General features: G+C 72.2%; 23 protein-coding genes. 5 read left to right on the top strand and 18 right to left on the bottom strand.

Annotation, left to right across the window (positions count from 1 at the left end; genetic code table 11):
• Positions 1-320: 320 nt before the first annotated feature.
• On the top strand, positions 321-899 hold the full coding sequence (locus OG753_RS32855; RefSeq protein ID WP_405791178.1) for a fasciclin domain-containing protein: 579 nt from the start codon (positions 321-323) through the stop codon (positions 897-899).
• Between the two features lie 98 nt (positions 900-997).
• On the opposite strand, the gene OG753_RS32850 is transcribed toward OG753_RS32855, so the two are convergent.
• The 5 genes from OG753_RS32850 to OG753_RS32830 form a co-directional block, all read right to left on the bottom strand.
• Positions 998-3115: an MMPL family transporter gene (locus tag OG753_RS32850; protein ID WP_405791177.1), complete on the bottom strand. Its 2118-nt coding sequence runs from the start codon at positions 3113-3115 to the stop codon at positions 998-1000.
• 235 nt (positions 3116-3350) lie between these two features.
• Positions 3351-3830 carry a MarR family winged helix-turn-helix transcriptional regulator gene (locus OG753_RS32845; protein WP_327265211.1) on the bottom strand — a complete coding sequence of 160 codons (480 nt, stop codon included), beginning with the start codon at positions 3828-3830 and terminating at the stop codon, positions 3351-3353.
• Between the two features lie 326 nt (positions 3831-4156).
• A complete protein-coding gene (locus OG753_RS32840; RefSeq protein WP_405791176.1) occupies positions 4157-5275 on the bottom strand; it encodes a MerR family transcriptional regulator in 1119 nt (372 codons plus the stop codon).
• Positions 5276-5288: 13 nt separating this feature from the next.
• A complete protein-coding gene (locus OG753_RS32835; RefSeq protein WP_405791175.1) occupies positions 5289-6017 on the bottom strand; it encodes an SDR family NAD(P)-dependent oxidoreductase in 729 nt (242 codons plus the stop codon).
• 77 nt (positions 6018-6094) lie between these two features.
• Complete coding sequence (locus tag OG753_RS32830) at positions 6095-6604, bottom strand: DUF427 domain-containing protein (protein WP_405791174.1); 510 nt, start codon at positions 6602-6604, stop codon at positions 6095-6097.
• Between the two features lie 407 nt (positions 6605-7011).
• Here OG753_RS32830 and OG753_RS32825 point away from each other — a divergent pair, with 407 nt between their 5' ends.
• Together OG753_RS32825 and OG753_RS32820 are read left to right on the top strand one after the other, a co-directional pair.
• The gene (locus OG753_RS32825) at positions 7012-8520 is read left to right on the top strand and encodes a cryptochrome/photolyase family protein (RefSeq protein WP_405791173.1); all 1509 of its coding nucleotides are present in this window, start codon (positions 7012-7014) and stop codon (positions 8518-8520) included.
• Positions 8521-8797: 277 nt separating this feature from the next.
• Entirely contained in the window at positions 8798-8977 is a 180-nt protein-coding gene (locus OG753_RS32820; protein ID WP_405791172.1) for a DUF6480 family protein, read from the top strand.
• A 127-nt stretch (positions 8978-9104) separates the two neighbouring features.
• On the opposite strand, the gene OG753_RS32815 is transcribed toward OG753_RS32820, so the two are convergent.
• The 8 genes from OG753_RS32815 to OG753_RS32780 all read right to left on the bottom strand — a co-directional run bounded on the left by OG753_RS32815 (position 9105) and on the right by OG753_RS32780 (position 17450).
• Entirely contained in the window at positions 9105-10103 is a 999-nt protein-coding gene (locus OG753_RS32815) for a TIGR03842 family LLM class F420-dependent oxidoreductase (protein WP_405791171.1), read from the bottom strand.
• A 22-nt stretch (positions 10104-10125) separates the two neighbouring features.
• Positions 10126-11526 carry a dihydropyrimidinase gene (gene hydA, locus OG753_RS32810; RefSeq protein ID WP_327265204.1) on the bottom strand — a complete coding sequence of 467 codons (1401 nt, stop codon included), beginning with the start codon at positions 11524-11526 and terminating at the stop codon, positions 10126-10128.
• Between the two features lie 13 nt (positions 11527-11539).
• Entirely contained in the window at positions 11540-12832 is a 1293-nt protein-coding gene (locus OG753_RS32805; RefSeq protein WP_405791170.1) for an aspartate aminotransferase family protein, read from the bottom strand.
• Positions 12829-13671, bottom strand: coding sequence for a nitrilase-related carbon-nitrogen hydrolase (locus OG753_RS32800; protein WP_327265202.1), 843 nt, complete (start codon positions 13669-13671; stop codon positions 12829-12831). The genes OG753_RS32805 and OG753_RS32800 overlap by 4 nt, the downstream gene beginning before the upstream one ends.
• Before the next feature lie 167 nt (positions 13672-13838).
• A complete protein-coding gene (locus tag OG753_RS32795; RefSeq protein ID WP_405791169.1) occupies positions 13839-15311 on the bottom strand; it encodes a hypothetical protein in 1473 nt (490 codons plus the stop codon).
• 99 nt (positions 15312-15410) lie between these two features.
• Positions 15411-15791 (bottom strand): PPOX class F420-dependent oxidoreductase, encoded by a 381-nt coding sequence (locus OG753_RS32790; protein WP_327265200.1) that lies wholly within the window; start codon positions 15789-15791, stop codon positions 15411-15413.
• A gap of 32 nt (positions 15792-15823) precedes the next feature.
• A complete protein-coding gene (locus OG753_RS32785; RefSeq protein WP_405791168.1) occupies positions 15824-17017 on the bottom strand; it encodes an alginate lyase family protein in 1194 nt (397 codons plus the stop codon).
• Between the two features lie 181 nt (positions 17018-17198).
• Complete coding sequence (locus tag OG753_RS32780) at positions 17199-17450, bottom strand: helix-turn-helix domain-containing protein (RefSeq protein WP_202198890.1); 252 nt, start codon at positions 17448-17450, stop codon at positions 17199-17201.
• Positions 17451-17514: 64 nt separating this feature from the next.
• Here OG753_RS32780 and map point away from each other — a divergent pair, with 64 nt between their 5' ends.
• Positions 17515-18282 carry a type I methionyl aminopeptidase gene (gene map / locus OG753_RS32775; RefSeq protein WP_327265198.1) on the top strand — a complete coding sequence of 256 codons (768 nt, stop codon included), beginning with the start codon at positions 17515-17517 and terminating at the stop codon, positions 18280-18282.
• Between the two features lie 21 nt (positions 18283-18303).
• Here map and ggt read toward each other — a convergent pair whose 3' ends face one another.
• Entirely contained in the window at positions 18304-20109 is a 1806-nt protein-coding gene (gene ggt / locus OG753_RS32770) for a gamma-glutamyltransferase (RefSeq protein ID WP_405791167.1), read from the bottom strand.
• A gap of 101 nt (positions 20110-20210) precedes the next feature.
• On the opposite strand from ggt, the gene OG753_RS32765 reads away from it, so the two are divergent.
• On the top strand, positions 20211-20936 hold the full coding sequence (locus tag OG753_RS32765; protein ID WP_405791166.1) for a hypothetical protein: 726 nt from the start codon (positions 20211-20213) through the stop codon (positions 20934-20936).
• Here OG753_RS32765 and OG753_RS32760 read toward each other — a convergent pair.
• From OG753_RS32760 to OG753_RS32745, 4 genes are all read right to left on the bottom strand, one after another.
• The gene (locus OG753_RS32760; protein ID WP_405791165.1) at positions 20896-22155 is read right to left on the bottom strand and encodes a cytochrome P450; all 1260 of its coding nucleotides are present in this window, start codon (positions 22153-22155) and stop codon (positions 20896-20898) included. The two genes, OG753_RS32765 and OG753_RS32760, sit on opposite strands and share 41 nt — an antisense overlap.
• Before the next feature lie 84 nt (positions 22156-22239).
• Entirely contained in the window at positions 22240-22791 is a 552-nt protein-coding gene (locus OG753_RS32755) for a hypothetical protein (RefSeq protein ID WP_405791164.1), read from the bottom strand.
• A 56-nt stretch (positions 22792-22847) separates the two neighbouring features.
• A complete protein-coding gene (locus OG753_RS32750) occupies positions 22848-24296 on the bottom strand; it encodes an ATP-binding protein (RefSeq protein ID WP_405791163.1) in 1449 nt (482 codons plus the stop codon).
• A 3-nt stretch (positions 24297-24299) separates the two neighbouring features.
• Positions 24300-24983, bottom strand: coding sequence for a response regulator transcription factor (locus tag OG753_RS32745; RefSeq protein ID WP_327265193.1), 684 nt, complete (start codon positions 24981-24983; stop codon positions 24300-24302).
• Between the last annotated feature and the right edge of the window lie 33 nt (positions 24984-25016).

Below are 25016 nucleotides of genomic sequence, written 5' to 3'. Positions count from 1 at the left end.
CCGGGAAGCGGCCGGTGCAGGCGGGGCATCCGGCGGTGACGGCGCCGATCAAGGCCAGGACTGGTTCCGGCCAACGCCACAGCGCTGCCCCGACCTTGATGTCGTTGATGCGACACCGAGCAGCCGGGCCTCGATCACTGCGATGACGCGTGACGCCGGTTGGACGTCCAGACCCGTCAGACGACGCGCAAACGATGCACAACCGGGCAATCGCTGTCGGGCCCATCCGAAACCCCGGTCCGGACCGAATGCTCTGTGAGAGCACCGCCGGGCCGTGGTCTCCGCGCCCGTGGGGACCCGCTCCGCGGAAGGAGCGCATCATGAACATCTCGCACACACGCCACCGTGCCGCCGCGGCGTTCGCAGCCGCGGCCCTCCCCCTGTCCTTGGGGGTCCTCGCCCCACAGGCCTGGGCCGGACAGGGCGACGTGCCGTTCGGACCCGGCTGCGCCTCCGTGCCGAAGGAGGGCGCGGGCAGCTTCACCGACATGGCCGAGGAACCGGTCGCCACAGCGGCTTCGAGCAACCCGGCTCTGTCCACTCTCGTGGCGGCCGTCGAGCGGGCCGGACTCGTGGACACACTGAACAACGCGAAGGACATCACGGTGTTCGCGCCGACCAACGACGCCTTCGCGAAGATTCCCGAGGCAGACCTGGACAAGGTGCTGGCGGACAAGGACACGATGACGAAGATCCTCACCTACCACGCCGTGGGCCGGACGGTCGACAAGGCCGACCTGGCGGACGGGTCGTTCGAGACCCTGGAGGGCGGCACGCTCACCACCGGCGGATCCGGGGACGCCTACAAGGTGAACGACACGGCCACCATCGTCTGCGGTGACGTGGCCACCTCCAACGCCACCGTCCACATCATCGACACCGTCCTGATGCCCAAGTAATCCCGGGCGGGTTGGGCCGCCGCTCCCGGCTCTCCACGGCTTCCGCGGCAGCCGAGGACCGGGGACGGCGGCACGTTCCGGCCGCCGCCGGACGCGGTTCAGCCTCCGAGCGCCGTGGCCTGCGCCTCCCGGGCGGACGGGCGACCGAGCGGTCCGGGCCACCAGGCATGCCGGCCCAGGTCGCGGACGAGGGCGGGCACCAGCAGGGACCGTACGACCAGGGTGTCGAGGAGGACGCCGAAGGCGACGATGAACGCGATCTGGAGCATGAAGGCCAGGGGAATCACTCCCAGGGCCGCGAAGGTCGCGGCGAGTACGACGCCGGCCGAGGTGATGACGCCGCCGGTGGCGGTGAGTCCGGTCAGCAGCCCCTGGCGGACCCCGTGCTTCATGGACTCCTCGCGGACCCGGGACATCAGGAAGATGTTGTAGTCCACGCCGAGGGCGACGAGGAAGACGAACCCGTAGAGCGGCACCGAGGCGTCGGTGCCGGTGAAGCCCAGTACGTGCTCGAAGACGAGAGAGGCGACGCCGAGGGTGGCCGCGAAGTTCAGCGCGACGGTGGCGACCAGCAGGACCGGCAGGACCAGAGAGCGCAGGAGTGCCACGAGGATGAGCAGGATGATCGCGAGGACCACCGGGACGATGAGCATCCGGTCGCGTTCGGCGGTGCGCTGGGTGTCGTACTGCTGGGCGGTGTAGCCGCCGACGAGCGCGTTCGCGTCGGGCACGGCGTGCACGGCGGTGCGCAAGCGGGCGACGGTGTCCTTGGCGGTGTCGCTGTCCGCCGCCGCGGACAGCGTGGCGTCGATCCTCACCCGCCCGTCGACGACGAGCGGCGAGGCGGGCGCGGGCCGGCCGGTGGCGTCGACCGGGGCGGCCGAGTCGATGCCGTCGACCTGGGCCGCCGCCTCCGCCACTCGGGCGGCTGCGGGTGCGTCGGCGATGATCACGGCGGGGTTGCCCGAGCCGGCGGGGAAGTGGCGTCCGAGGGTGGCCTGTGCGGCCACGGAGGGCGCGTCGTTGACGAAGATCTCGTCGAGCGGGACCCCCCGGGAGTTCAGGGCCGGGGCGAACGCGGCGCAGGCCACAAGGGCCACCAGGGTGGCCGTCCAGACCTTCCGCGGGGCGCGATCCACCAGTGCGGCGATCCGGCGCCAGATACCGTGCGCCCCGTCCGCCGAGCCCTCCGCCTTGGGCCGGGCGGGCCAGTACGAGGCCCTGCCGGTCAGTACCAGCACCGCGGGCAGGAAGGTCAGCGTGCTGAGCACGGCGCAGCCGATGCCGATGGCTCCCACCGGTCCCAGCGCGCGGTTGTTCGACAGATCGCTCGCCAGCAGCGCGATCAGGCCGAGCGCCACGGTGGCAGCACTGGCGACGATCGGCCCGAACGAGCGGCGCAGAGCCGCCCCCATCGCTGCGTATCGCTCGACTCCCGGCCGGCCCAGTTCCTCACGGTAGCGGGCCGAGAGCAGCAAGGCGTAGTCGGTGGCGGCCCCGATCACCAGGATCGAGAGGATCCCTTGCACCTGCCCGTCGACGCGTACGACGCCCGCGTCCGCGAGCCAGTAGACGATGCCGCACGCCAGTCCCAGGGCGAACACCGCCCCCAGGATGATCGCCAGGGGCAGCAGGACGCTGCGGTACACGAGGAGCAGGATCAGCAGGACCGTGGTCAGGGCGACCCCGAGGAGCAGTCCGTCGATGCCGGCGAACGCGCCCGAGAGGTCGGCCTGCGTCGCCGCCGGCCCCGCGATCCACACGGTGGTGCCGGACACGGCCTGGGCGCGCTCGCGGATCGTGCCGAGGGTTTCGGTCAGCTCCTCGCCGAGGTCCGGTCGGAGCTGGACGATCGCGCGGAGGGCTTCGCCGTCCTCGGCGGGCAGTGCGGGCGAGGGCGCTCCGACCACGCGCGAATCGCCCGCGAGGCCGGCCATCGTGACGGTCGCCCGCTCCTGGGACCCGGAATCGAGGGGGCCACCGCCGCGCGCCGTCCATACGACGATCGCCGGCAGGGTCTCCGCCTGCCGGAAGGCACGCCGCTCCTCGATGACGCGGGTGGATTCGGCGCTGCGGGGCAGGAACGCGGCTTGGTCGTTGCTGGATACCTCGCCCAGCTTCCCCGCGTACGGGCCGAGGCCGCCGCCGATCGCGAGCCATACGACGAGCAGGGCAAGGGGAAGCAGGAAGCGCCAACGGGACGGACGGCTGGTCATCTGGGCTCCGAGTCCTATCACAACAATTAAGAATCTCAATGATTGAAATAAATTGTGACACGAACGACCCGCTGCTCCGCATCCGGGTTGCCGGACGGCATCCGGACTACGGTGCACGCACTCTTCACCCGCAGGCGGTGTCTTGGATGCACCGGAACTTTCGCCCGTCGGGCGGGCTTTGCCCGCCGTCGACACAGCGCGTGGGCGGCTGGTCGGCAGTGGCCGGCCGGAAGGGTCAGCGGCGCGGTACGCGCAGGTCTGCCAACTCGTCGTTGAGGGCGGTGAGGAACCGCAGCGCGGTAGCCAGCTCTTGCTCGTCGAAGCGGTCGGCCGCCCGGGCGGCGGCCTCTGCCAGCGGCAGGAAGTGCCGGCGCGCGGCCGCGCGGGCCCCGGTCTCGTAGTGGATGTGGACCACCCGGCGGTCCGCGGTGTCGCGGGTCCTGCGGATGTGGCCGGCCTTCTCCAGTCGGTCGAGGCAGGCGGTGACCGCACCCGAGGTCAGGCCCAGGTGCTCGCGCAGCCGCCCCGGGGTGAGGGGTTCCGGGCTGTCCAGAACCACGGCGAGGGCCTGTACGTCGGTCGAGTGCAGTCCCTGCGCATGAGCGAAGCCGTGGACCAGCCTGCTGATCTCCCCGTGCGTACGCCGCAGGGCGACGGCGAAAGCCTGGAGGCTGCCGGGAGGGCTGGTCGGGTCTTGGTCATCGCTGCTGGCCACACGATCAGCCTATAGAAGCCTTCCCGTCTCCCGTTGCGGCGGGCGCCGGGGCCGGCCGACGCACTCGTTCGCGTTCTGCCTGGTGCCGGGCGTGCCCGGCGTGGCGTGATGGGTCCGTGCGCGGCGTGACCGCTGGAGGCTCTGCGCCCATTACAAGATCGCCGATGCGCCGTCCGACCGTGCTCGCGGACGCGAACTCGCCTCGGCCGCAGCCGCCGTACGACCGCCCGCGGTCTCGGCCCATGATCACGACCGCCTCCCGGACCGCGTGGTGGTCACGGGCGAGCCGGTGTGTCTGCCGCGCGTGCAGCGTGAGGTCCTGGCACTCACGTACTCAGGCGATCTGACGCAGGTGCAGACCGCGCGCCGGGTCGGCGGGCGGTGCCTGTGCGATGCTGCGCCCGGCTTCGCACCGCGGTCGGCGAGCCGGTCAGCTGTCGGCCGTCGGCTGATGCGGGGGCCGTCAGCGGAGCGGAGACAGCAGCGCAATGCCGAGCCAGTACCTCCAGCGCCTCGCGTAGACCACCGGGCCGCATCATGCCCGCGGTCAAGGGACTGTTCCTCCAGCCCGGGCCGGCCAGCAGCACCAGCGGGTGCGTCCGGGCGCCCCTGACGCCGAAGCCGGTGCCGACGATGTGGCGGGCCAGGTTGTGATCGGCGGTGCGGCGGGCCTGGGACCACAGGACGACGGCGGACGGGCCCACCCGCCGTACCGACGCGTTCAGGGCCTCGGCGGGGACCGCGGCTCCCAGGATGCGGGTCGGCAGTCCGCGTTCGGCCAGGCCCGCGGCAAGTGCTTCGAGAGGGAGGGTGTGCTGCTCGTCGGGGACGCAGGCCATCAGCACCGGAGGGGCATCCCGGGCTGGCGGAGGAGCATTGCCGGTGAACCGGCGCAGCGCGGTGGAGATGTGCCAGGAGAGCAGGTGCTCGACTTCGATGTAGCGGTCGTCGGAGGACTCCCACTTGCGGCCCACGGCGTGCAGGGTCGGCGCCATGACCTCTTCCCATGCGATCACGAGCCCCTGGGTGGCCATCAGTTCGGCCAGCTGCTCGTCCATGGTCAGGCTGTCGAGTCGGACCGCGGCCCGGGCCAGGCCCCGGAACGCGTGGCGGACGTCGCCGAGCGGCAGTCCCTCGCTCGAGCCCGGGGCGCGAACGGGCCGCGGAACGACGGAGGAAGCCGGTCGCGTACGAGCCGGACGGGGCCGGCCCGCCTGGGACAGCGCCACACCGGCCGCCTCCGACGGGGGCACTCCGGAGGTGGTCAGCCGACACATGTCCTCCAGCATCGCGATGTCCTCGCGGGTCCAGCGGCGGTGGCGCCCGTCCTCGCGGGCCGCCGGGCCCATGCCGTACCGCCGGTCCCAGGACCTGAGCGTCGTGGGTGAGATCCCAAGGCGTCTGGCCACGGATCCGGTCGTGACGCGGGGCGACGTGTCAGGCATGGCACCCCACCCCCTAGAACGCGGAATCCACGCGTGTACGGAGCACGGAGCCTGCGGCGCGTCGCGGGAGATGACCCGGTCCCCCGCGGGCGGCCAGTATCGGCACGACGACCAGGCGGTCCACTGCTTCCTCCGGATCGGCTCCCGGCCCCAGTGCCGGGGCCCGGCCCACCACCGCGCGCCCGGCGAAACCGGTGTCGAGGTGGGGCAGACGCACGTCCGTGACCGTGATCCCCTGGCGTCGGGCCTCCCGCCCAGCCACTCCCAGCCAGGTCGCCAGCGCGGTCTTGGACGCCGCGTAGTCAGCCATACCCAGAGCCGGCCGGTCCACGATCTCGCCGGTCACCACGACGGCCGCACCACCCTCGGACAGCACTCCGATCGCGCCGCGCACCATGGCGATCGGAGCCATGGCATTGACAGTGAAAAGATGCTCGCACACTGTGTCGGTCACCTCCGGGGCCCGCCCGAAGCCGGCCACACCGATCGTCACCACGAGCGCGTCGAGCCCGTCGAGTGCAGCCTTCGCCCATGCCGACAGGCCCGCGCAGCGGTCCAGGTCGTAGGCGTCGAACACGCACCACGGCAGGCCGCCGAGCGCCTCGGCCCGCTGCGCGATCCGGCCACGGTTGCGCCCCGCCAGCGCGACCGAGGCACCGAGCCCGGCAAGCCGGCGAGCCGCGATGCCGCCGACTTCGCCGCCGGCACCCACGACAAGGACCCGCACGTCCGATCCACGCATGAGCACTCCCTCCGCAGGATCCCCCCGCCCTTGGTTCGCCTGCCGGGCTGTCCCCGGATGCACGGCAGCTGCCCACGTCACCAGCCCACGGTCCCGGGCCCTCCCTTGAAAGGACCTGTGATCTCGTCCGTGATCCACCCGCCGTAGAACCCGCCCGGCTGGGCCCGCACCCGCTCGCCGTCCACCGTGCACGCATCGACCCGGCCGGGGTAGAACGCGAGATGGCCCCTGATCAATGCGTAGCCCGGGTGCGGTGCCTCGTAGCTCCACGCCACCTCGGGCTCCGGCGGACGGTCCGACGCGAGAGCGAGGTTCCAGTAGGTGGCCACGCCCTTCCACTCGCATACGCTCCGCCGCTCCGAGGCGGACAGGAATGCGACACGCACATCCGCCCGTGGAATGCAGAAAACCGGCGGATGGCTGGTCTCCAGCACCCGCAGGCAGCGCCGGGAGTCTGCCAGCGCCACACCCGCGTGACACACCACCACGTGCCGTGTGTCAGCCTCGATCCGGGGTGGGCGGGGATAGTCCCACACCGACTCCCGGCTCCGGGAACCGCCACCGTCTCCTGTGTATTTTCCGCCCATGAGAAGCCTCCCGTCCGTCTGGTGACGGCGCGGCCTCACATACTGTCCAGCCGGCCGCCGCCCTTGAGGGCCATGGCGAACGTGCGGAGCGAACCTCGTCCGCCGGTCCAGGATGTGTTACTGCGCCTTCTTTTCTCTTCGCCCGAATCAGCATGCATGGATGCCTGGGCGGTGGTTCCGGCTGCCGTACGGCACGCAAGCGGCCCTGCTCACGCCCCTCCGCTGCGGCAGCCGGGTGTCTGGCTGCAGGCCGGGAGCCCGGCTGCATCCGGACCCCGGCCGCACGCCGAACAAGGGAGGGGACCGGACGCGCACAAGGCGCTCCATCCGTACTCAGGAGCGCCTGTGGCGATCTTGACGGGCCGTGCCCGAAAGCGCCTCGGGCCACGACGACATGAGGCGGCCGCATGAACAGCACGCACTGGCTCTTCGGGGACCAGCTGGGACCGGCCTTCACCGCCGCGGGGGAGGACGGCGGGCCCTCCCGCGAGAGTCCGGTGGTGATGATCGAATCACGGGCCGTATTCCGGCGCCGCCGGTTTCACCGGGCCAAGGCCCACCTGATTCTTTCAGCGATGCGGCACCGCGCCGCCGAACTCGGCGACCGCGTCGTCTACGTCAAGGCCGACACCTACCGTGAGGGCCTGCGCCGGGCGGTGGGCGGCAAGCCCGTCACCGTCTGCCACCCGACCTCCCGGGCCGCGGCGGTCTTCGTGAACTCCCTGGACAACGTCACGGTCCTCCCTCCCCGCGGCTTCCTCATCACCCGGGAGGAGTTCGCCGCATGGGCTGCCTCCCACCCCGGCGGCGGGCTGCGGATGGAGAACTTCTACCGCCATGTGCGCAGGGAACACGACCTGTTGATGGACGGGGGCGAACCGGCGGGAGGACAGTGGAACCTCGACCACGACAACCGGCAGCCCCCGCCACGGGGAGCCCGGACGCTGGGTTCCCCCGCCCCCTACCGCCCTCGCGAGGACGAGATCGACGCCTTGGTCCGCGAGGACCTCGACCGCTGGGAGCGCACCGGCGATGTCTGTTTCGTCGGCCGGGACGGCCCCCGGCTCTTCCCCGCCGACAGGCGAGAGGCGCTCGCCGCACTTCGGCGCTTCGTCGACCTCCGGCTCCCGGGCTTCGGCGCCCACGAGGACGCCATGCTGGCTGCCGATCCCGTACTGAGCCACAGCCTGCTGTCCTCCTCCCTCAACCTGGGCCTGCTGGATCCCTCCGAGTGCGTGAGCCGTGCAGAGACCGCCTGGCGAACGGGCAGGGCACCGCTCAACTCCGCCGAGGGCTTCATCAGGCAGGTCGCCGGCTGGCGCGAGTACGTCTGGCACCTGTACTGGCACTTCGGAGAGGACTACCGGAAGTCCAACGCCCTGGGGCACACCGCTCCCCTGCCCGCCTGGTGGGTCTCGCTCGATGCCGACGCCGTATCGGCCCACTGCCTCTCGACCGTACTCCGCCAGGTCAGGGACACCGGATGGACCCACCACATCCCACGGCTGATGGTCCTCGGCAGCTACGCCCTCCAGCGGGGCTGGGACCCGGAAGCCCTCACCGACTGGTTCCACCGCTCCTTCGTCGACGGCTACGACTGGGTGATGCTGCCCAACGTGGTCGGCATGTCCCAGTACGCCGATGGCGGCCGGATGACCACCAAGCCCTATACGTCCGGCGGCGCTTACATCAACCGCATGAGCGACCTCTGCGGGCCGTGCCGCTACCGCCCCGGCTCCCGCGTCGGCGAAGACGCCTGCCCGTTCACCGCCGGCTACTGGTCCTTCCTCCACCGCCACCAAGCCCTCCTGAGGCACAACGCCCGCACGGCCGGCGCCGTGCGGGGTCTCGACCGGCTGGATGATCTGCCGCAACTGCTCCGCCAGGAACACGACCGGGAGGGCGAGGCGCCCTGAGGTCTCGGCCGTCCGAACGCTGTTCGAAACCTGTGGCTCGTCGAGGAGGGGACACAGATGCGGGACCGCGGAGGGCGTCGACTGATACGGCGGTGCATCCGGGGGCGGCGCACGAGGCGAATGAGGGGTGAAATGGCCGGGTCGCTCGGCCTGGCTCTCGCGCACCACGAGCGTGCAGAAACCCTTGTTCCTGCCGAATGCGTCGACAACCGACGAAGACCTGATCCGTGCAGCAGGCGTCAGGGGACAGAGAAGAGAACCGGAGGGAGCGTGAGCCATGTCCGATCCACTCGTACCTCCTGAGGAAACCCCACCGGCCGAAGGATCGACAGCGGAGGCACACCAGGAACGCGCGGATGGCGGCATCTGGGAGCATCCCGCATTCTGGCTGTGGCTGATAGTCGCCGGCGCTCTGCTCGTCGGCGCGTTCTTCATCGCAAGGATCTTCGGCCTGTGACCTGGCCCAGCGCACTGTCGGCCAGTGATCCGTCCTCACCTCCACGGCGTCTTGTCCCGGGGCCGAGCGCCGTCGGCAGCCCGCTGCGGGGCCGGCCTCCCGGTCGGCCCCGCAGTGCGCGTGGGGGTCAGTTGAACGACGGGATGATGTGCTGGCCGTACGCGTCGATCGTTGCCTCCCGTGCGTCGTGCATGTCGTAGACGGCGAACTGGTCGACTCCCAGGTCGCGCAGGGTCCTCAGCTTCTCGATGTGCGCCTCGACCGGGCCCAGCAGGCAGAAGCGGTCGACGATCTCGTCGGGGACGAAGTCGGTGGACGGGTTCCCGGCCCGTCCGTGGTGGCTGTAGTCGTAGCCCTCGCGGGACTTGATGTACTCGGTGAGCTCGTCGGGAACCATCGACGAGTGCTCTCCGTAGCGGCCGACCAGGTCGGCGACGTGGTTGCCGACCATGCCGCCGAACCAGCGGCACTGGTCCCGGGCGTGCGCGAGGTCCTCGCTCACGTACGCCGGGGCCGCCACGCAGATGGTGATCTCCGCCGGGTCCCGGCCGGCCGCCACGGCGGCCTCGCGGACCGACTTGACCATCCACTCGGTCAGGTAGGGGTCGGCCAGCTGGAGGATGAAGCCGTCGGCCTTCTCCCCCGCCAGGGCCAGCGCCTTCGGCCCGTACGCCGCCATCCACACCGGGAGCTTCCCGTCGCGGACCCACGGCAGGCGGATCGGGTTGCCGTCGACCAGGGCCTCGCGGCCCTCGGCCAGGTCCCGGATGACGTCGATGGCCTCGCCGAGCCGGGCCAGGGCGTTGGGCTTGCGCCCGGCGACCCTCATCGCCGAGTCCCCGCGCCCGATCCCGCAGACGGTGCGGTTGCCGAACATGTCGTTGAGTGTGGCGAAGGTGGAGGCGGTCACTTCCCAGGTGCGGGTGCCGGGGTTGGTGACCATGGGGCCGATGTGCAGCTTGCGGGTGTGTTCCAGGATCTGGCTGTAGATGACGAACGGCTCCTGCCACAGCACGGCGGAGTCGAAGGTCCAGCCGTAGCGGAAGCCGTTGCGCTCGGCGCGCTTCATGAGGCTGATGACCTGGGATGCGGGCGGGTCGGTCTGCAGGACGAGGCCGAAGTCCATACGGGCGGCTCCTTGACGCTCTTTACAGGTACTGGCAGGTGGAGCGGTGGACGAAGGCGCCGTGGCCGGCCCGGCCGGTGAATTCGCGCTGGTCGATGACGAGTTCGCCGCGCGAGAGCACGGTGTCGACGCGTCCGGTGATCCGCTTGCCCTCGTACGCCGAGTAGTCCACGTTCATGTGGTGCGTCTCGGCGGAGATGACCTGCTCGGCGTGCGGATCGTAGAGGACGATGTCGGCGTCGGAACCCGGCGCGATGGTGCCCTTCTGCGGGTAGAGACCGAACATCCGGGCCGGGCTCGCACAGGCGATCTCGATCCAGCGTCGGCGGCTGATGTGCCCGTCCAGGACGGCCTGGTGGAGGAGGTCCATGCGGTTCTCCACCCCCGGCAGCCCGTTGGGGATCTTGGAGAAGTCCCCGCGGCCCAGCTCCTTCTGGCCCCGGAAACAGAAGGGGCAGTGGTCGGTGGAGACCACCTGGAGGTCGTTGGTCCGCAGGCCCCGCCACAGCGCCGCCTGGTGCTCCCGGGGACGCAGCGGGGTGGAACACACGTACTTGGCGCCCTGGAAGTCGGGCTCCTCCAGGTTGTCGGTGGACAGGAACAGGTACTGCGGACAGGTCTCCCCGAAGACGGGGAGACCCTTGTCGCGGGCGGCGGCGAGCTCGGCGACCGCTTCCTCCGCGGAGACGTGGACCACGTACAGCGGGGCGCCGGCGACCCGCGCCAGCTGGATGGCCCGGTGGGTGGCCTCGGCCTCCAGCAGCACCTTGCGGACCTCGCCGTGGTGGCGGGGGTCGGTCTCCCCGCGGGCGAGGGCCTGTTCGACGAGTACGTCGATCGCGATGCCGTTCTCGGCGTGCATCATGATCAGCCCGCCGTTGGCGGCGCCGCGCTGCATGGCCCGCAGGATCTGTCCGTCGTCGCTGTAGAAGACTCCGGGGTAGGCCATGAACAGCTTGAAGGAGGTGACCCCCTCACCGACGAGGTGGTCCATCTCCTTGAGCGTCCTCTCGTTGACGTCCGAGAGGATCATGTGGAAGGCGTAGTCGATGGCGCAGTTGCCGTCGGCCTTGGCGTACCAGGTGTCGAGCCCCTCGCGCAGGGAGTGGCCCACGCTCTGCACGGCGAAGTCGACGATGGTGGTGGTGCCGCCCCAGGCGGCGGCTCTGGTTCCGGTCTCGAAGGTGTCGGAGGCCGAGGTGCCTCCGAAGGGGAGTTCCATGTGGGTGTGCGCGTCGACCCCGCCGGGGATGACGTACTTCCCGGTGGCGTCGATCGTACGGTCGGCCGTCCAGGCCCCGGCGGCCGCCGAGCCGTGCGCGGCCAGCGCCGCCACGCGGCCGTCCTCGATCAGGACGTCCGCGTGGACCTCGTCGGAGGCGGTGACGACGAGGCCGCCGCGGATCAGGGTGCGGATGCTCATGTGATCCCCCTACTCAAATGCTGCGCAAGGCCTGTTCGAGGATCTCGGCGCCCTCTTCCGCCTCGGCGACGGTGAGGGAGAGCGGCGGCGCGATGCGCAGCACGCTGGTGTTGTACCCGCCGCCCTTGCCGAGCAGCAGGCCGCCCTCGCGGGCCGCCTCCAGGACGGCGGCGGCCGCGTCCGGGTCGGCCTCGTCGGTGCCGGGCTTGGTGAGTTCCAGGCCGGCCATCAGGCCCCGGCCGCGGACCTCCCGTACGGCGGGCACGGTGGCGGCGATCCCCCGCAGCCGCTCCAGGAGCAGGCCGCCGACGCGGCGGGCGTTGCCCTGGAGGTCGTGCTCCAGCAGGTACGCGAGGTTGGCGACGCCGGCCGCCATGGTGACCGGGGAACCGCCGAAGGTGGAGATGGAGTTGGAGTCCAGGCAGTTCATCACCTCGGCACGGGCCACGACCCCGCCGATGGACATGCCGTTGCCGATGCCCTTGGCGAAGGTGAGGATGTCCGGCGGGCCGTTCTGGGCGTGCGCCTGCCAGCCCCAGAAGTGCTCACCGGTGCGACCCCAGCCGGTCTGCACCTCGTCGCTGATCCACAGGATGCCGTGGCGGTCCAGGACCTCTCGGAAGGCACCGTAGAGGCCGTCGGGCGGTGAGGTGAAGCCGCCGACGCCCTGGATCGGCTCGGCGATGAGGGCGGCCACTCCCCCGCGGGCCTGGCCGAGCACGTCCTCCAGGTCCGCGACGGCGGCGGCGGTGAAGGCCGCGTCGTCCAGGTGGGCGAGCGGGCCGCGGGTGCGGACGGCGCCCTGGACGTAGTACGTCTGGAGCGGCGAGAGGCTGGTCGGGGACCAGCCGCGGTTGCCGGTGATCGAGACGGTGGAGAAGGACCGGCCGTGGTAGCTGTTGCGCATCGCCAGGATCTGGTTGGAGCGGCGGTACGTCGTCGCGAGCAGCAGGGCGGTGTCGTTGGCCTCGGTACCGGAGGTGGTGAAGAAGACCCGGGCGTCGGGGATGCCGGAGAGGGCGGCGACCCGCTCGGCCAGCTCGATCATCGGCCGGTTGAGGTAGAGCGTGGAGGAGTGGATGATCCGCCCGGCCTGCTCGGACACGGCCTTGGTGACCTCGGGCAGGGCGTGGGCGGTCATCGTGGTGAGGATGCCGCCGAAGAAGTCGAGGTAGCGGTTGCCGTCCGCGTCCCAGACATGACGGCCCTCGCCGTGGGTGAGCTCGATGGGGTGCTTGTAGTAGAGCGCGATCCAGTCGGGCAGCACGGTGCGGTGGCGGTTGTGGAGCGGGGTCGGGTTGGTCACGGCTGTACGAGCCCTCCGTAGGCGTCGGGACGGCGGTCGCGGTAGAAGGCCCACTGGTCGCGGACCTCCTTGATCAGGTCGAAGTCGAGGTCGCGGACGACGAGTTCCTCGTCCTTGTCGCTGGCGACCTCCCCGACGAACTGGCCGCGCGGGTCGACGAAGTAGCTGGTGCCGTAGAAGTCGTTGTCGCCGTACTCCTCCTGGCCGACGCGGTTGATGGCGGCAATGAAGTACTCGTTGGCGACGGCGGAGGCGGGCTGCTCCAGCTGCCACAGGTATGCGGACAGGCCTCGGGAGGTGGCGGACGGGTTGTAGACCAGCTGGGCTCCGGCCAGGCCCAGTTGGCGCCATCCCTCGGGGAAGTGGCGGTCGTAGCAGATGTAGACGCCGATCCGGCCGACGGCGGTGTCGAAGACGGGCCAGCCGAGGTTGCCCGGACGGAAGTAGTACTTCTCCCAGAAGCCTTTGACCTGGGGAATGTGGTGCTTGCGGTACTTGCCCAGGTAGCTGCCGTCGGCGTCGATGACGGCGGCGGTGTTGTAGTAGAAGCCCTCGCTCTCCAGCTCGAAGACCGGTACGACGATCACCATGCCGGTCTCGCGGGCCAGGTCCTGCATACGGCGTACGGTCGGGCCGTCGGGGACGGCCTCGGCCCAGCGGTAGTGCTCGGGCTCCTGGACCTGGCAGAAGTAGGGGGCGTTGAAGACTTCCTGGAAGCCGATGATCTTCGCGCCCTCGGCAGCCGCCCGGCGGGCGTACTCCTCGTGTTTGGCGATCATCGAATCGGTGTCTCCGGTCCAGGTGGCCTGGACCAGCGCGGCGCGGACGACTTGGGCCATGAGCTGCTCCTCGCGACGGGAACGCCGGGTTCTACGCACGTAGACGGTGTGCGTAGGGAGTAGAACGTAGGCCTCGTCACAGCGTGGGGCAAGAGCGCCGTGCGCGGTTGGAGTAGTCGATCACGTTACGTCGCCGCGCGGTCGAATGCGGTCAGCAGACGGGCGGGTTAGCAACCCCAGGCCCCGCCGATGCCCGCCACCCGGAGGGCGTGGGCCAGGTCTCGGTGCCGGGTTGCGGACAGCGCCCGGGCCGCCCGGAGCAGCCGCGGCGCGAACCACTGCGGGTCGTGCCGGGCCAGCCCCGCCGCCTCCTCGGCGGTGCGCACCCGGACGAAGGCGCCGAGCAGGGCGTCGGCCTCGCGGATCCGGCCGGACCCGCCGAGGGCGAGCGCCGCGTCCGCGACCTCGGCGACGGGTCGGGCCACGCCCTGGCGCAGCAGGGCGTCGCAGTCGGCCTCCCGGCCGGCGGCGCCGAGGGCGGCCGCGGCCGCCGCGAGCCGTTCGGGCGGGAGCGAGGCCGCCTCCCACAGCAGGGTGGCCCAGTCGGCCGCGAGCCCGGCCCGGGTCAGCTCGGCGGCGAGGGCGGGCAGGTGCTCGGCGGGCCGGGCCGCGGCCTCGCACAGCAGGGCGTGCGCCTCGCCGCTGCGGCCCTGCGCGCGCAGGGCGAGCAGGGCGGCAGCGACGGCTCCGGGAGCTTTCGCCGGCGGCGCGGGGTGGGCGGCGGGCCCGGCGGCGGGGTCGGCTGCGGGGCCGGGCTCGGGGTCGGGCTCGGGGTCGGGGGCCGGGCCGACGAAGCGGGCTCCGCGCGGCGCGGGCAGGGCCGCGCCGGGAGCCGAATCCGGCGCGCCGTCCCCGTCGGTGTACCCCGGCGGCAGGGTGAAGGCCGGGGCCGCGGGGGCCGCCGAGCCCGCGTACCGGGCGCCTCCGGAGCGCCGTGCACCGCGCAGCCACCGCCCTTCGGCGCGGCCGACCGGCGTCTCGGGCCGGGCAGGGGGCGCCTCGGGCCGGGCCGGGGGTGTCTCGGGCCGGGCCGGGGGTGTCTCGGGCCGGGCCGGGGGTGTCTCGGGCCGGGCCGGGGGCTCCTCCGCCCCCGTCCGGCCGGCGGGCGGTCCGGCCTGCGCAGGCCGTTGCCGGGGCACCCCGGGCAGCCACTCCGCGACCTCCGGCCGGGCGGACCACAACCCCTGCGGGCCCGCCCGCAGGGCCCGCAGACGCGCCGACAGATCCTCGTGGCGGGCCGCGGCGCGGGCCACGTCGTCCTGGGCCCAGACCAGTTCCCTGGTGAGGGCGTCCGTCTCCGCCAGGTCGGTGGACCCGCCGAGCCGTACCGTCAGGTCCCGCAGGGCCGCCTGCGACTCGGCCCGCTGGGAGGCAGCCGCCCCGAGCAGGGTCCGCAGCTCCTCCTCGCCGCCCGGCAGCCGGTCCCACGCGGTGACGGCCGCGGCCCGCAGCCGGGCCGCGTATACGGTCTCCCGGGCCGCGAACTCCGCGCCCCGCGCGCCGGCCAGGTCGCGCAGCAGCGATTCCACCACGTCCCACGGGGGCATCGCCGCCCCGTCGAGACAGGCCCGCACGCCCTGGGGATCCCGGCGCAGAAACTCCCCGTACCAGCCTGCCCCGGGATCCAGTCTCTGCGTCAATCCCCGTAAATATCCCGAGAGTTGACTGATCGCCAGTGAAGTCGCGGTCTCCATGACCGCATTGGATCCCACCTGTGTTACGGGCGGGCTACGGGAATCTCAAAGCTTGACGGCGATCGCGGTGTGCGGACGCTTGCCCCCGCGCGCCAGAGTGGCGGGCACGTCGACCAACCAGTACTGCCACGTGTACTTGCGCGACATCAGCTTCCGCACCCGCCGCAGCCCCGCCTCGTCGAGCAGCCGGGCCTCGCCCTCGTACGCCGTCGCCCCTTCCTGCACGCGCCCGCGGACGTCGCAGGCGGTCACGACGACCCGCCCGTTGTTACGGATCCGCTTGACCTTCCACGTATCGGTGCGCGTCCACACGTACAGCTCGCCCCCGTCGGCCACGGCCCACACGGGGGTAGCCACGGGCGTGCCGTCCTTGCGGAAGGTGGTGAGACTGACGTACCGCGCTCTGCCGAGCTCCTCGAGATCCATACCGGCACCCTAGGCGTGCGCCGTGGACGGTGTCAGGCGGGTGGGGCCTCTCCGTGGCTGACGGTCTCCCAGGCCACGAAGAGCTCGTCCGTCCCGGCCGGACGCATCTTCTCGACCAGGGCGCGGGTGTAGGGGAGCTTCGCGCCGGTCCGCGTCTCGTAGTGGTGCAGGGCCACCTCCAGGTCGGGCCCCATGGTCCGCTCCACCTTGCCGCCGCACAGCCACTTCGGGGCTTCGGCACCGAGCTGGTACTTCGAGTGGAACTCCAGCGCGGTCCGCAGCCGGGCGGACTGCTCCCCGTAGAGGTCGACGCCCTGGTGCCAGGCGGTCTCGGCGATGTGCGCGGACGCGGCGAGCGCGTAGCCGACGTGCATGAGGTTGCGGCAGGTCTCCTGGGCGATGCCGTCGACGTAGGTGCCCTGGTCGAACCAGTACGCCTTGACCTGGTCGGCCGTCTCGATGGCGGCGTACGGCGGGGCCATCGGGCGCGGGCCGTCCATCCTGAGGTAGAAGTACGCCGGTACGCGCGCCCGGAACCGTTCCAGGGACTCCCGGAAGACGACCCGGTCCTCCAGAAAGACGGCGATGGAGACGGCGGCGTCGGTCATGGCCAGTTCCCAGTTGCCGTTGTAGGCGGGCACCTGGGCGCGGACGGCCGGCAGGTAGGCCTTGCGCAGCATCTCCTTGAAGCGGGTGACCCGCGGCTCCTCCCAGTTCGGGTAGCCGGCGTGCACGAGCTCGGCGGCCCGTGCCCAGCTGGACCCGGACCAGGCGGCCTGGAGGCCGGCGTTGTCCTCGCGGTGCTTCTTCATCACGGCCGACCAGGCGTCCATGATCTGCACGGCCTTGCGGGCGTGGGCGGTCCGGCCGTTCACCGACCACAGCAGGGCGTGGGTGTAGGCGGCGATCGCGTCCTGCCGTTCGTCGAGACAGGACTGCGGTCCGCTGTTGAACGGGCAGGGCACCACGTCGGCCGGGTGCGGGGTGTAGCCGAGCGAGGCGTAGCGGGTCCTCAGCAGTGCCCGGTACGCCGACAGCCAGGGCTCCCGGCCCGCCGCGACCATCTGCTTAGCCTGCCGGAGCTGGGCGTCGCCGACGACGACGCCGGGGTGGTGGAAGTCCGCCTCGCGGGCCCGGTCCTCGGGCACGGCGCACGCCGCGAGCAGCAGGCCGCCCGCGAGGAGGGCGCCGACGAGGGCGAAACCGACGCGCTTGGATGCGTTCATGGCTGACACGCCTTCACGCTTGCCCCGCGCTCCGGACCTCCCACCGCCGATTGGGCCGTTCGGCCGCCGGGCCCGCCCGAACGGCAGGACCTGGGTCGTCTCTTTTGGATCTTGTCGGTCGACGCGGGCCTGGGGGCACCTCCCAGCGGTAGCTGGGGGAGCAAGATCCGAAAGAGACGACCTAGGCGGGGACGACGGCGCAGCGGCGCAGCAGGTCGTCGAGGGAGAGCCCGAGCGCCGCGGCGAGGGCGGCGACCGTGAAGAAGGCGGGGGTGGGCGCCCGGCCGGTCTCGATCTTGCGCAGGGTCTCGGCGGAGAGCCCGGCGCCGGCCGCGACCTCGACCATGCTGCGACTGCCGCGGGCCTCGCGCAGCAGGACGCCGAGCCGCTCGCCGCGCTCGCGCTCTTCGGGGGTGAGAGGGGTACGGACCATGACCTCATCCTACCCCGGACGCCAATAACTATCCCGTTATTGTTATACCGGTATAGTTATTGGCATGGTGAAACTGAAGACGGACCGAGAGATCGACGAGATGCGCGCCGCGGGCCGGGTGGTCGCCCGCGCCCTGGCCGCCGTACGGGAGGCCGCCGACGTGGGAGTGTCCCCGCTGGACCTGGACCGGGTGGCCCGCGAGGTGCTCCGCGAGGCCGGCGCCACCTCACCCTTCCTGGGCTACCGGCCGCAGTTCGCCCCGGTGCCCTTCCCCGCCGTGCTGTGCCTCTCGGTGAACGACGCGATCGTCCACGGCATCCCCGGCGAGGACCCGCTGCGGGACGGGGACCTGGTCAGCGCCGACTTCGGGGCACTGCTCGGCGGCTGGGCCGGGGACGCGGCGGTCAGCTTCACCGTCGGCAGCGCCCGCCCCGCCGACCTCCGGCTGATCGAGACCTCCGAGGCGGCCCTCGCGGCCGGGATCGCCGCCGCCGTGCCCGGCAACCGGATCGGCGACATCGCCCACGCCATCGGCACCACCTGCCGCGCCGCCGGGTACGGCGTCCCCGACGGCTTCGGCGGTCACGGCATCGGCCGCGCCATGCACGAGGACCCGGGCGTGCCCAACGAGGGCCCGCCGGGACACGGCATGAAGCTGCGCCCCGGTCTGGTCCTCGCCATCGAGCCGATGCTGATCGCCGGCGGTACGGACGACTACACGTGCGACGCGGACGGCTGGACCCTGCGGACCGTCGACGGCAGCCGGGCCGCCCACTCGGAGCACACCGTCGCGATCACCGCCGACGGTCCGCGGATCCTCACCGCCCCCTAGAGGGCGGTGAGGGACGTGGCGCTACGGCCTCCCGTGCGGGTGGACCACCATCGCCGAGCCACCGCCGCGGCGGCTGGTCTCGGCCGCCGCCAGCCAGCGCCCGTCCGGCAGCCGCTGCACGCCGGTCGCCGCGCCGATCTCCGGGTTCTGCCGGAAGCCGTGGCCGATCGCCTCCAGTTCCGCGCGCAGCGGGCTGTTCCACAGGCCCGGCTCCAGCTCGGTGGTGGTCTGGTTGCGCTGGCTGGCCCGCGGCGCGGCGATCGCGTCGACGAGCGGCAGGCCCCGGTCCAGGTGGCCGGTCAGCGTCTGCAGCACGGTGGTGATGATGGTGGCGCCGCCCGGGGAGCCCACCGCGAGCAGCGGGCGGCCGTTCTCCAGCACGATCGTCGGGGACATCGAGGAGCGCGGCCGCTTGCCGGGACCGGGCAGGTTCGGGTCCGGCACGCCGGGCGCGGCCGGGGCGAAGGAGAAGTCGGTGAGCTCGTTGTTGAGCAGGAAGCCGCGGCCCGGGACGGTGATCGCGCTGCCGCCCGTGGACTCGATGGTCAGGGTGTAGCTGACCACATTGCCCCAGCGGTCGGCGGCCGTCAGGTGGGTGGTGTTCTCCCCCTCGTACGTCGTCGGCGCGGCCCGGCCGGTGGTGGCGCAGGGCGCCGGGTTGCGCGGGTCACCGGGCGCGAGCGGGCTGGTGAGCGTACGGTCCGGCGCGATCAGGCAGGCGCGCGAGTCGGCGAACCGCTGCGAGAGCAGCTCGCGCGTCGGCACACTCACCGCCGCCGGATCACCGACCCAGCGGCCCCGGTCGGCGAAGGAGATCCGCGAGGCCTCGATGAAGCGGTGCAGGTACTGGCTCTCGGACAGCTTCGAGAGGTCGGTCCCCTCCAGGATGTTCAGCGCCTCGCCGACGGTGGTGCCGCCCGAGGAGGAGGGCGCCATGCTGTAGACGTCCAGGCCGCGGTAGCCCACCCGGGTCGGGTCCTGCCGTTTGGTCACGTACGCGCGCAGGTCGCCGGTGGTCAGATCGCCGGGGCGGACCTTGCGGGTGGCCGCCGGGTCCACCGGGGGTGTGCGGACGGCCCGCACGATGTCCTCGGCGATGGGGCCGCGGTAGAGCGCGCCGGTCCCCTTGCGGCCGAGCTCGGCGTAGGTGGCCGCAAGGTCGGGGTTCTTGAAGGTGGAGCCGACCACCGGCAGGGCGCCGCCCGGCAGGAAGAGCTTCGAGGTGGCCGGGAAGTCCTTGAAGCGGTCCTGGTTGAGCTCGGTCTGGGCCCGGAAGGTGCCGTCCACCGTGAAGCCGTCGCGGGCCAGCTTCTCGGCGGGCTTCAGCAGTTTGCCCAGCGGGCGCGTGCCCCAGGCGTCGAGGGCGCTCTTCCAGGTGGCGGGGGTGCCGGGGACGCCGACGCCGAGTCCGCTGGTCTGGCCCTCCGCGAAGGGGATGGGCAGGCCGTTCTCCTGGAACAGGGTTTCGGTGGCGGTGGCGGGGGCGGTCTCGCGGCCGTCGATGGTGTGCACCCGGCGCGAGCGCGCGTCGTAGTAGACGAAGTAGCCGCCTCCGCCGATGCCCGCCGAGTAGGGCTCGGTCACCCCGAGGGCGGCGGCGGTGGCGATCGCCGCGTCCACCGCATTGCCGCCCGAGCGCAGGACGGCGATGCCCGCGGCGGAGGCGTCGGCGTCGACGCTGGCGACGGCCCCGCCGTATCCGGCGGCTACGGGCACCTTGGCCGGTGCCGGTGGGGACGCGGCGGTGGGCGGGGCCGCGGCCCCGGTGGAGACGAGCGCCCCGGCGAGGGCTACTAGCGCTAACTGACGTGCGGCGGGACCACGCATCCGGTTCCTCCAGTCGACGGCCGGTCAGGCCTGGTTCGCGCAGCGTAACTTCACGGCACCCCCCGCGTCAGGACGGCCGGGCGGCCGCTACCATCCGCCGCATGAACGACGACGTGCGCAACATCGTGCTCGGGGTGATAGCCACCGCCCTCAGCGGCGGGTTCGGCTGGTTCGCCCGGACCTATCTGTGGCGCCGCACGCTGCGCCGCAAGCAGGTGTTCTTCGGGCTGCCGACCGGTTCCGACTGCCTGTTCGTGGTCAACCGGCAGATGGGCGGCAAGGAATCGTCGGTGCACCGCAACGACGCCTTCGCCCTGCTGGAGATATCCGCCCTGATCAAGGACTGCGGGGCGAACGTCCAGATCGTCACGCACGACGAGGCGCGTCAGGGCTTCGGCGAGCGCGCCGAGTTCTGCGTCGGCGGCCCCACCTCCAACACCCGTACGGTGGCCCACCTGGCCTCCATGCTGCCGGGGGTGCGGGTCAACATCGACAGCCAGGAGCACGAGGACCGCGGCGCCATCGTGGTGGGCGGGGAGAGCTACCGGTGGGACAAGGACCGGGTGGAGCACGTGGTGCTGGCCCGGCTCGCGGGCGGGGAGGGCGGCCGGCCGGTGTTCCTGCTGTCCGGGCAGACCGCCGTCAGCAACCAGGCAGCGGCCCGCTTCCTGGCCCGCAACCACGGACAGCTGGCCCGCAAGTACGGCACGGACCCCTTCTGCCTGGTCCTGAAGGTGATCAACTCCCATGCGTACGGCCCCGATGTGACCGAGCTCGTGGCCGACGTCACCCGGGCCGCCCTGACACCCGAACCGGCAGCCGCGTGATCCCGTTGATGAAGTTGGACACCAGCCGGCGCGGCGGGCCGACCAGTTCCGGCGGGGGCATGGCCACGCACCACTGTTCGTAGAGGACGCGCAGCTGGAGCCGGGCGAAGTGGGCGCCGAGGCAGACGTGCGGGCCGTCCCCGAAGGAGACGTGCGGGTTGGGCGTCCGGGACGGGTCCAGGCGCCCGGGGTCGGTGAAGACGCGCTCGTCGTGGTTGGCGGAGGCGTGGAAGACCACCACCTTGTCCCCGGCGCGGATCGGCTGCCCGGCCAGTTCGGTGTCGACGGCGGCGGTGCGGCGGAAGCTGAGCACCGGCGGATGGACGCGCAGGAGTTCGTCGACGGCCCGGTCGAAGGGGACGGATCCGTCCGCGAGGCGGCGGTAGGCGTCCGGGTGCCGGGCCAGCGCGAGCAGGCCACCGGGGGCGGCGCTGCGCACGGTGTCGTTGCCGGCGACGGTGAGCAGGAAGAAGAACATCTCCAGTTCGGCCGGGTCGAGTCCGGCTTCGGCGAGGGCGGTCATCACGTCGTCGCCCGGGTGGGCGCGCTTGTGGGCGGCCAGTTCGCGGGCGTACGCGAACATCTCGCCGAGCAGGGCCGGGGAGCGCGGGTTGAGCGGCTTGCCGTCCGGCCCGAGGACCGGCGGCGGGGCGTCGTCGGGGTCCTGGTAGCCGATGATCCGTACGGTCCACTCCAGCAGCAGGGCCCGGTCGGCGGCCGGGACGCCCAGCAGGTCGGTGAGGTTCAGCAGCGCGTACTCGTCGGTGACGGTGCGCACGAGGTCGGCGGCGCCGTCCTCGGCGCCCTCCCGGGCGGCGGCCAGCAGGTCGCGCGCCCGGTTTCGTACCCGCCCGGTGAAGGCGTCGACTCGGGCGGGGGTGAAGGCGCGGGCGACGAGCCGGCGCAGCCTGCCGTGGGCGGGCGGATCCTGGTTGAGCATGGTGCGGCGCAGGAACGGCAGGTCGGCCGGGTCGGGGTCGCGGATCTGGGTGGCGCCCAGCCAGGAGGAGTACGTCCGGTGGTCGCGCAGGACCCGCACGACGTCGGCGTGCCGGGTGACCGCCCAGAATCCGGGGCCGGCGGACCAGCCCTGGATCTCCGGCTCGGCCTGCCAGGCCACGGGGTGCCGCTCGCGCAGCAGCCGGTAGCGCTCGTGCGGGACGCCGGAGGCGTAGATGCGGGGGTCGAAGACGTCGGGGACGTCCGCGGCGTGGTCCATGGGGTCACCGTGACGGGTGTGCGGCCCCGGCCGCAAGAGCGCCCCCGCCGGGTGCGCCGGGGCCGCGCGTCGGGGCCGCGCCCGTCAGGGCTGCAGATCGCAGTCGGCGGCCGGGAGGGTGGTGTCGGTGCCCTGCAGGGCCACGGGGCTGAGGGTGTCCGGCACAGTGGAGACGCCGATGGTGCACACCACCTGGTTGCGGGCCAGCGCCGAGAGGCCGCCGACGGCGAACGGCACCGTGACCGTCAGTTCGTTGCCCTGCACGGGCGGGCTCACCGTCGCCTTGTCCGTCCGGTCGTTGGGCACCTCGGGCAGCGCCGTGGTGAGCCCGGCCGCGCGGGCCACACCGCTGGGACCGTTCAGCAGCAGCCGCAGGAGCGGTACGGGCGCGAGGGTGTAGTCGGTGCCGATCGTGAAGGGGACCGGGACGAGCCGGTCGCCCTCCTTGGAGACGAAGTAGAGGACGGCCGCGTTCTTGCCGCCGGGGATCTTGATGGCGGCGGCGTGGCCGCTCTCGATCACCCCGGTGCGCTTGATCCCGCATCCGGTGAGCAGGAGGCCGCAGCTCAGCAGCACCGCCATGGCCGCGGCGGCCCGGGATCCCGTACGGGGGCGTCGCGGCCACGGGCCTGTCATGCGCGGGCCTTTCATGCGCGGGCCTTTCATGCGCGGGCCTTTCATGCGCGGGCCTTTCATGCGCGGGCCTCCAGCGGCATGTCGAGGGTGAAGAGCGCTCCCCCGGAGGGTCCGTTGCCCGCGAGGAGGGTGCCGCCGTGCAGGCGGACGTTCTCCAGGGTGATGGCGAGCCCGAGGCCGCTGCCGGCGGACCGGGTCCTTGCCGCGTCGGCCTTGAAGAAGCGGTCGAAGATGTGCGGCAGCACCTCGGGGGCGATGCCGGGTCCGCTGTCGGCGACGTCGATCAGCAGCCGTTCGCCGTCGCTCCCCGGTGCGGTCCGTACGGTGACGTGCACGGGAGCGCCGCCGTGCCGCAGGGCGTTGCCGACGAGGTTGGCGAGGACCACGTCGAAGCGGCGCGGATCGAGCCGGGCCCGTACCCCGTCCGGCAGCTCGGTGACGACGCGGTCGTCGACCCAGTGGCGGCGTTCGAGGGTCTTGCGCACGGCTTCGGCGATGTCCACGTCGTCGAGGTTGAGCTCGGCGGCGCGGGCGTCGAAGCGGGAGATCTCCATCAGGTCCTCGACGAGGACGGCGAGTTTGCCCGTCTCGGCGCTGACCAGGCGCAGGGCCTTGGCGGTGTCGGCGTCGAGGCGCTCGGCGTCCTCGTCGAGGACCTCGGTGACGGCGAGCATTCCGGCCAGGGGCGTGCGCAGTTCGTGGGAGACGTCGGAGGCGAAGCGGCGGGCCCGGACCTCCGCGTCCTGGAGCTCGCGCACGGACTCCTCCAGGGCGCGGGCGGTCTCGTTGAAGGTGCGGGCGAGCCCGGCGAGTTCGTCGGCGCCCCGGACCTCGATGCGGGTGTCGAGCCGGCCGCGGCCGAGGTGCTGGGCGGCCCGGCGCATGTCGCGGACCGGCCGCAGCACGCTGCGGGCGGCGAGCAGTGCGGGCACGATGGCGATGGCCAGCCCCGGGACGGCGCCCTGCTGGGCGGCATCGACCATGGCCTCGACGGTCAGCTTCTCGGCGGAGAGCGGCACGCTGGCGTAGAAGACGACACCGGTGGCCTCGGTGTAGCCGTTGTGCGTGAAGAGGGCGGGGACGCCGATCGTGAGCCACGGGTTGCCGCGGCTGTCCTCGACCCGCTGGAAGGCGGTGTACGGGTTCCTGCGGACCTTGTTGCGCAGGTCATCGGTGATCACGCCGGAGGTGGGCGTGCCGGGGTTGGTGGAGACCCGCACGCTGCCGTACTCGCCGAAGACGATCCAGGGGTGCGGTTTGCCGCGTTTGCCGAGTTCGATGACGATGCGCTGGAGCTCCTGCTGGTCCATCGGCATGCGGAATTCCTGCTGCTCGATCTGGTCCCGCAGGCTGCTGACGGCGGTGTCCTGGGTCTGTTTGAGAATCGCGTTGCGCGCCTGCTGGTAGGTGAGGGCGGCGGTGGTCCCCGCGCTGATGGCGGCGACCAGCAGGAAGGCCGCGATCAGCCGGGTGCGCAGGCCGAGCGGCGCTATGCGTCTCACCATGGCCTACAGGGGGCCGAAGCGGTAGCCGAAGCCGCGCACGGTCTGTATGTAGCGGGGGCTCGCGTCGGGGTCCTCGACCTTGTGGCGCAGCCGGCGGACGCAGGCGTCCACGAGCCGGGCGTCGGCGTGGTAGCTGTGGTCCCAGACGTACTCGAGGAGCTGCTGGCGGGAGAAGACCTGCTCGGGCGAGGCCGACAGGTGCAGCAGGAGCTTGATCTCGCTGGGGGCGAGGGGGACGCGCTCGCCGTTCTTGGCGACGCTCAGCCCGGCCCGGTCGATGGTCAGCTCACCGTGGTGCTCGAGCCCGGGGCGGGCGCCCACGGGGTCGCTGAGACGGCGCAGTACGGCTTTGATGCGGGCCTCGATGACCTCGGTGCGGGCGGGTTTGACGATGTAGTCGTCGGCGCCGGCCTCCAGGCCGATGACTATGTCGAAGTCGTCGCCGCGTGCGGTGAGCATGATGATCGGCACCTGACTGGTCTCCCGGATGCGGCGGCAGACCTGGACCCCGTTGATGCCGGGCAGCATCAGGTCGAGCAGGACCAGCTCGGGACGGAAGGCGCGCATCAGGGCGAGCCCCTCCTCACCGGTCTCTGCGGAGCTCACCTCGTGGCCCCGGCGGCGCAGGCCGAGGGCCACGCCCTCGCGGATGGATGGGTCGTCCTCGATCAGCAGTACGCGTGGCATCCGGTCAGTATCCCAAGGTGGTGCGTGGCCTCG

This window comes from Streptomyces sp. NBC_00029, from assembly GCF_045160505.1.
Lineage (GTDB): Bacteria > Actinomycetota > Actinomycetes > Streptomycetales > Streptomycetaceae > Streptomyces.
The sequence above is the reverse complement of the archived record's forward strand: the minus strand, read 5'-3'. Positions and strand labels throughout refer to the sequence as shown.

Excerpts from the sequence above, each read along its gene's own strand:
- OG753_RS32855 (WP_405791178.1), top strand. The coding sequence starts at position 321 with ATGAACATCTCGCACACACGCCACCGTGCCGCCGCGGCGTTCGCAGCC.
- OG753_RS32850 (WP_405791177.1), bottom strand. The coding sequence starts at position 3,115 with ATGACCAGCCGTCCGTCCCGTTGGCGCTTCCTGCTTCCCCTTGCCCTG.
- OG753_RS32840 (WP_405791176.1), bottom strand. The coding sequence starts at position 5,275 with ATGCCTGACACGTCGCCCCGCGTCACGACCGGATCCGTGGCCAGACGC.
- OG753_RS32835 (WP_405791175.1), bottom strand. The coding sequence starts at position 6,017 with ATGCGTGGATCGGACGTGCGGGTCCTTGTCGTGGGTGCCGGCGGCGAA.
- OG753_RS32830 (WP_405791174.1), bottom strand. The coding sequence starts at position 6,604 with ATGGGCGGAAAATACACAGGAGACGGTGGCGGTTCCCGGAGCCGGGAG.
- OG753_RS32825 (WP_405791173.1), top strand. The coding sequence starts at position 7,012 with ATGAACAGCACGCACTGGCTCTTCGGGGACCAGCTGGGACCGGCCTTC.
- OG753_RS32820 (WP_405791172.1), top strand. The coding sequence starts at position 8,798 with ATGTCCGATCCACTCGTACCTCCTGAGGAAACCCCACCGGCCGAAGGA.
- OG753_RS32815 (WP_405791171.1), bottom strand. The coding sequence starts at position 10,103 with ATGGACTTCGGCCTCGTCCTGCAGACCGACCCGCCCGCATCCCAGGTC.
- hydA (WP_327265204.1), bottom strand. The coding sequence starts at position 11,526 with ATGAGCATCCGCACCCTGATCCGCGGCGGCCTCGTCGTCACCGCCTCC.
- OG753_RS32800 (WP_327265202.1), bottom strand. The coding sequence starts at position 13,671 with ATGGCCCAAGTCGTCCGCGCCGCGCTGGTCCAGGCCACCTGGACCGGA.
- OG753_RS32790 (WP_327265200.1), bottom strand. The coding sequence starts at position 15,791 with ATGGATCTCGAGGAGCTCGGCAGAGCGCGGTACGTCAGTCTCACCACC.
- OG753_RS32785 (WP_405791168.1), bottom strand. The coding sequence starts at position 17,017 with ATGAACGCATCCAAGCGCGTCGGTTTCGCCCTCGTCGGCGCCCTCCTC.
- OG753_RS32780 (WP_202198890.1), bottom strand. The coding sequence starts at position 17,450 with ATGGTCCGTACCCCTCTCACCCCCGAAGAGCGCGAGCGCGGCGAGCGG.
- map (WP_327265198.1), top strand. The coding sequence starts at position 17,515 with ATGGTGAAACTGAAGACGGACCGAGAGATCGACGAGATGCGCGCCGCG.
- ggt (WP_405791167.1), bottom strand. The coding sequence starts at position 20,109 with ATGCGTGGTCCCGCCGCACGTCAGTTAGCGCTAGTAGCCCTCGCCGGG.
- OG753_RS32765 (WP_405791166.1), top strand. The coding sequence starts at position 20,211 with ATGAACGACGACGTGCGCAACATCGTGCTCGGGGTGATAGCCACCGCC.
- OG753_RS32760 (WP_405791165.1), bottom strand. The coding sequence starts at position 22,155 with ATGGACCACGCCGCGGACGTCCCCGACGTCTTCGACCCCCGCATCTAC.
- OG753_RS32755 (WP_405791164.1), bottom strand. The coding sequence starts at position 22,791 with ATGACAGGCCCGTGGCCGCGACGCCCCCGTACGGGATCCCGGGCCGCC.
- OG753_RS32750 (WP_405791163.1), bottom strand. The coding sequence starts at position 24,296 with ATGGTGAGACGCATAGCGCCGCTCGGCCTGCGCACCCGGCTGATCGCG.
- OG753_RS32745 (WP_327265193.1), bottom strand. The coding sequence starts at position 24,983 with ATGCCACGCGTACTGCTGATCGAGGACGACCCATCCATCCGCGAGGGC.